The organism is Mesorhizobium sp. M7D.F.Ca.US.004.01.2.1, from assembly GCF_003997785.1.
GTDB lineage: Bacteria > Pseudomonadota > Alphaproteobacteria > Rhizobiales > Rhizobiaceae > Mesorhizobium > Mesorhizobium loti.
The window spans coordinates 1-6,682 of the sequence record NZ_RZRQ01000320.1; the positions used below are offsets into that span (position 1 = coordinate 1).

Here is a 6,682-nt window from a genome sequence, read left to right on the forward strand (position 1 = left end):
GCTGCGCTATGCCGTCACCATCAATGCCCCCGACGCCGACAAGGATCTGGTCAAGAAGCTCGAAAACGCCTCGGCCCTGAAAAGTGACGAGGAGCGTCCGGTTTCCGGCTCACTCGGACTGATGGCCAAGGCACGCAGCGACCGCGAACAACTGGTCGCCGCGCTCTATGCCGACGCCCGCTACGAAGGCGTGGTCACCGTCACCATCGACGGCAAGCCGCTTGACGATTTGCCGCCGGATGCCGAATTCAAGGGGCCGCAGCCGGTTCCGGTGGCCATCGACATTGTCAGCGGGCCGAAATTCACTTTGGGCAATATTCACCTTGAGGGCGACGCAGCTGGGCTGATGAGCGCCGATTATGGCCTGATCGCCGGCGGCGACGCCGGTTCGGGCGCCGTGCTCAAGGCCGAGGCGCTGATCGTGCGGGCGCTGAAGGAGGAGGGCAGGCCGCTGGCCAAGGTGACGGACAGGCAGATCGTCGCCGACCACGCCACTTCGACGCTTGACGTGACGCTGACGGTCGCCGCCGGGCCGGTCGCCGGCTATGGCGACACCACTGTGGAAGGCACCGAGAAGGTCGATCGCGACTTCACCGAATACATGACCGGCCTCAAGCGTGGCCGGCAGTACTCGCCGCAAGAGATCAGCGACGCGCGCGACCGGCTGCTGGCGCTCGAGGTCTTCAACAGCGTGACGTTCAAGGAAGCCGACAAGCTCGATGCCGATGGCAACATTCCGATCGGCGTCCAGGTCAGCGAGCGCAAACCGCGCTATTTCGGCGTCGGCGGCACCTTCTCCAACACCGAGGGGCTGGGCCTGGAAGGCTATTGGGGCCACCGTAACCTGTTCGGGCGAGCCGAGAAGCTGCGCATCGACGGCAAGATCAGCGGCATCGGCAGCAATGATCTCAGCGAGCTCAACTACAATGCCGGCATCATGTTCGAAAAGCCCGGTGTGATCGGGCCGGCATCGAAGTTCTTCGCCAGCGTCAAGACCGTGCTCGAACATCCGGACGCCTATGACCATTTCTCGGTCAAGGGCAGCACCGGCCTGTCCTACGAACTGACCAAGAAGCAAACGGTTTCCGCCGAGGTCGCGCTCGACTATTCCCGGATCCACGACGCCTTCGGCAAGCACAAATATCTGATCGCCAGCGTTCCGCTGCAATATGTCTATGACAACAGAGACAACCGGCTGAACCCGACCAGCGGCTTCCGGGTGCTGGCCTATGCCGAGCCCAGCTACGACATTTTGAGCGGTGCTGCCTTCCTCAAGCTGAAGGGCGAGGGATCGGCCTATCAGTCGATGGATTCGGCTTCGAAGTTCGTACTGGCCGAGCGTGTCGCCATCGGTTCGATCGTCGGCACCAGCCTCGAACACGTGCCGGCCGACCGGCGCTTCTATTCCGGCGGCGGCGGTTCGGTGCGTGGCTACGCCTATCAGGGCATCGGCCCCAAGGATTTCACCGGCCAGCCGATCGGCGGTCTGTCCTTCTTCGAAACCTCGGTCGAGATGCGTATCGCCATCACCGACACGATCGGCATCGTGCCGTTCGTCGATGCCGGCACCGTGTCGACCAAATCGATCCCCGATTTCTCCGACGTCAAGGTCGGCGCCGGCGTCGGCCTGCGCTATGTCACGCCGTTCGGGCCGCTGCGCATCGACGCGGCCGTGCCGCTCAACCGCGATCCGGGCGACCCGCATTTTGGCATCTATGCCGGCATCGGGCAGGCGTTCTGAGCGATGAAGACGGTCTGGCGCATCCTTCGTATTGTCCTCTACACGCTGCTCATTGTGGTCGCGGGAGCGATCGGCGCGCTGGTTGTGCTGACCAAGACCGAGCGCGGCCGCGACAATCTCGCCGGTATCATTTCGCGGCTGGCCTCGAGCGACGACCGCAAGATCACGATCAGCGGCATAGACGGCATCTGGTCCGGGGCCCTCAGTGTCGACCATGTCGTGCTGGAGGACCGCGATGGTGCCTGGCTGGTGGCCCGCAAGGTGGCCATCGACTGGTCGCCGCTGGCGCTGCTGTCGAAGAACTTCAGTGCCGACCGCATCGCGGCCGAGCGCATAGAACTCGCCCGGTTGCCGGTGGCCAGCACGCACCCAGCGCAGAGCAGCGGCACGACGACGCTGCCGGTTTCATTCGATATCAAGCAGATCGACCTGCCCGAGATCGCACTGGGGCAAGACCTTGCCGGCAGCGGCATCGCCGAACTTGCCGCCAAGGGGATGCTGAAGGCCGATGCCGCGCCGCTGGCGGTCGAGACGACGCTCAACGTCACCCGCCATGACGGCAAGCAAGGCAATGTCGACGCCAAAATCCATTTTGCGCCGGCAGACAACAGGCTCGACCTCGACCTGAAGGCCTCGGAGCCGGCAGGCGGCATCATCGCCAATCTGCTCAAGCTGCCCGATGCGCCACCGGTCGACATAATTGTCTCGGGCACGGGACCGCTCGCCAACTGGAACGGCATCGGCACGTTCACAGTCGACGGCAAGATCGTCACCCAGCTGACGGGCCGCCATCAGTTGACCGACAAGGGAAATCACATCGAGGCCAAGGGCGACGGCGATTTCGCCCGCTTCCTGCCGGAGAATTTGAAGCCGCTGTTTGCCGGCAAGACCAGCTTCGATGTCGCGGGTACAGCAACGACCGCCGGTGGTGTCAGTGTCGACCGGGCCAACGTCGACAGCGATGCGGTGCACGGCACCGCTACCGGCATCGTCGATCCTGCCGGCGCCAGCGATCTCTCGGTCGAACTCGCCGCCAAGGGCCCACCTGTGGTGATCAGCGTCGGCAGCAAGGCGCAGCCGATCACGCTGGCGATCAACAACGCCACCGCCCGCGCCTTCGGCGACGGCAAGGCGCCGATCATCGACATCGGCGCGTCCTTCGTTTCGATCGTCGCCGGCGGCACGCGGCTGGACGATCTGGCGGCGCAGATCCATTCCGACGGTTTCGACATCCAGAACCGCGCCGGGCCGGTCACCGTCAAGCTGGAGGCGGGTGGTCTCAAGACCGACGTGGCGACGCTGGCGCCCTTGATCACCGGCAAGGTCGATGTCGCTCTGGCCGGATCGGTCAGCAAGGATGCCATTGCCATCGACCAGGGCACATTGCGCTCCGATGCGGTCAACGCCTCGCTGACAGCCACCGTGGCGCTTGCCGACCTGTCGATGCAGCTGAAGATGAACGCGGATGCCGTGGCGACGGCCTTTCCGCCGCAGATCGCCTCGGTGCTCGGCGCCCGGGTGAAATTCTCGGCCAGCGCGGCCCGCGATCCGCAGGGATCCTTCGCCGCCAATTCGATCGAGTTCACGTCCGGCACGCTCAGCGCCGCCGGCACGGCCATCATGCAAGGCACCGACATCCAGGCCGACATCAAGGGCAAACTGGGCGATGTTTCGGTTCTGTCGCCGATGGTCGGCGTGCCGGTTGCCGGCGGTATCGACTTCGCGCTGTCGGCAAGCGGCGCGATGACGGCGCCGGATTTCACGGTCTCCGCCGACAGCGACAGCCTGACCGCCTCGGGCCGCACGGTGAAGACCATCAAGCTGACGGCGAGCGGCAAGGCCGACATTGCCAGCCCCGCAGCCAATGTCTCGCTGACCGGTACCGTCAACGACCAGCCGCTCGACATCAAGGCGGCGCTGGTGACGAGCGAAGGCAAGCGTTCGATCAATGGCTTCCTGGTCTCGCTGGGCGACAACAAGGTCTCGGGCGATCTCGCGCTGGACGACAAGTACATGCCGCGCGGCACGCTGACGCTCGACGCGCCCGCCATCGATCAGCTGGCCGCACTGGCCGGCCAGGCGGTGACGGGCGACATCGACGGCACCATCCGCTTTGCCAAGGAGGGCGACGCGTCCTCCGTCGCCATCGACGCGAAGAGCACGTCGATCGCGCGCGGCGAGGTGACGGCCAAGGCCATCACCGTCAATGCGCTCATTGCCAATTATATCAAGGCGCCGGCGATCGCTGGTTCGATCAAGGCCGACAGCGTCACCTCGGGGACCACCGAAATCGGTGGCATCGGCGTCGACCTGAAGCGCGACGGCGACTGGACCAATTTCACGGGCGGCGCCACCATAGCTGGCATTCCGGCAACCGCTGCCGGCCGGGTGAAGATCGCCGACGGCACGACGAGCGTCGAGATAGCCTCGGGCGCAGCCACTGTTCGCGGCATCAAGGCAGCAATCGCTCAAGTCTCGACGCTAAGCATCGCCAAAGGCACGGCCAGCATCGAAAGACTGGCGCTCGATATCGGCGGCGGTTCGGTGACGCTGTCGGGCACTGCCGGCCAGACGCTCGACCTCGCGGCGCAATTTTCGGCACTGCCGGCGGCGCTGGCCAATGATTTCTCGCCCGGCCTCGATGCCGTGGGCACGCTTGGCGGCACGGCGCAGGTGACCGGGTCGGCGGCCGCCCCCGACGTCCGTTTCAACGCGCAGCTGGCTGGCGTCGAAACCAGTCAGACCCGCCAGGCGGGGCTCGGGGCGCTGGCCGTCGACGCGGCAGGCAGCTACACCATGGCCGGCGGCGTTGTGCTCGATCAAGCGACGCTGACCGGCGACAAGATTTCCGGCAAGGCGACCGGCACCCTCAATCCGAACGGCGCCAGCGATTTTGCGCTCGATCTCATCTCATCCGGCCCCAGCCTGCCCCTGACTGTCGGCAGCGCCGAGAGCCCGGTCAAGATCGAGATCCAGTCCTTGTCGGCAAAGGTGGCGGGCGAGAGCACGCGGGCCCGCCTGGATGTGTCTGCGATCCTACCCTCGATCACCACCAGCCCAGCGAAGGTAGACGGGCTTGCCTTGGCATTGCATTCGGATGCGTTCGATCTCAAGAACCGTGCAGGGCCGGTTTCCGGCACGGTGTCGGTGGACAAGGTCGGTCTCGACAATCCCGCGATCGCACCGCTGATCGCTGGCAAGGTCACGGCCGCACTTAGTGCCCGGCTGACAGCCGACGCGGTCGCCATCGATAGCGGCTCTCTCAAGAGTGATGCGCTGAACAGCCAGGTCGCGGGCCAGGTGTCGCTGCGTGACGGCGCTATAGACCTCAACCTAAAGGCGGATGCCCCATCATCGGCCTTGCCGGCGGCGGCGCGCGGCATGCTTGGCGAACGCGCGCAGATCAGTGCCACGCTGAAGCGCGACCCCAACGGCAGTATCGATATAGGCGGATTGAAGCTGACCTCGGGCGCGCTGACTGCCGACGGGCAGGCGAGCCTTGCTGACAACAAGGTCGCCGCCGACATCAAGGGTGTGCTGAGCGACATCTCGCTGCTGTCGAAGGATGCCAAGGGCGCCATCGCCTTTGCGCTGAACGCACAGGGGCCAGCTGCGGCGCCCGATCTGTCACTGACGGTGGACAGCGACAGGCTGCTGGTGGCATCGCGCGAGATCACCGGGCTGAAGCTGACCGCCACCGGCAAGGCTGATGCCGCCAACCCGGCGGCGAATGTGCAGCTGACCGGCAATGTCGCCGGCCAGGCGCTGCAAGGTAGCGCGGTGCTGGCGACGGCGGACGGCAAGAGCGCCATCAACGGCCTGCTGCTGTCACTGGGCAAGAACAGGATTTCCGGCGATCTGGCGCTGGATGAGAAGTTCGTTCCAGTCGGCACGATCGCGCTCGACCTGCCCGATATTGGCCCGTTGGCGGCACTGGCGCTGGAAAAGGCCGAAGGCGACGTGCGCGGCACGATTGCTTTCTCGAAGAACGGCACCGCACCGCAGGTCGCCATCAAGGCGGCGACAGCATCGATTACGCGCGGCGACCTGCAGGCGAAAGCCGTCTCTATCGATGCACTGGTCGCCAACTATCTGGCAGTACCCGTGATCTCCGGAAAGATCCGCGCCAACACCGTCACGTCGGGCGGCACCGTGATCAGCGGCATCGATGTCGATTTGACGCGTGACGGTGACTGGACCGGCTTCTCCGGCGGCGCAACCGTCAAGGGCATTCCGGCGCAGGCCGCGGGCCGGGTGAAAGTGGCCAACGGCACGACAACCATCGAGCTTGCATCCGGCCAGGCGACCGTTCAGGGCATCAAGGCAGCCATTGCCCAGGCCTCGACCGTCAGCATCGCCAATGGCACGACGACGCTGGACCGGCTGGTGCTCAACCTTGGCGGCGGCACGGCGACGGTGACCGGCAAGGTCGGCACGGCGCTCGACATCAACGCGACGCTGGCGCGGGTGCCGATGTCGCTCGCCAACAGTTTCTCGCCGGGGCTCGACGCCGCCGGCTCGATTTCGGGCACGGTCAAGGTGACGGGTGCGCCGGCGAATCCCGCCGTCGCCTTCAACATCGATGCGGCCGGGGTGCAGACATCGCAGACCCGAGGTGCTGGTGTCGGTGCGGTCAGTGTTTCCTCGTCGGGCACCTTTGCCGGCAACAAGCTGACATTCAATGCCAATGTCAGCGATGGAGCCGGCCTCGGTCTCAAGGGCGGTGGTACCGTAACGACGGCAGGCACGCCGGCGCTGGCCCTCGACTTCAATGGCGCCGTGCCCTTCGGCCTGCTCAGCCAGAAGCTTGCCGCGCAAGGCTTGTCGCTATCGGGCACGGCCAATGTCAACGTGCAGGTGCGCGGTCCCGCGACATCGCCTGTCATCGGCGGCAGCGCGAGCACCTCCGGTGCGCGCCTGGTCGATGCGCGCCCGGGCCTC

2 protein-coding genes are annotated in these 6,682 nt (G+C 65.6%); both read left to right on the forward strand.

Annotated elements, in window-relative coordinates; all coding sequences use genetic code 11:
* On the forward strand, window positions 1–1,741 hold a 1,741-nt coding region (locus EN993_RS28850), incomplete at its 5' end, for an autotransporter assembly complex family protein (RefSeq protein ID WP_164757870.1).
* 3 nt (window positions 1,742–1,744) lie between these two features.
* A partial coding sequence (locus tag EN993_RS28855) for a translocation/assembly module TamB (RefSeq protein ID WP_127265477.1) occupies window positions 1,745–6,682 on the forward strand: 4,938 nt, incomplete at its 3' end.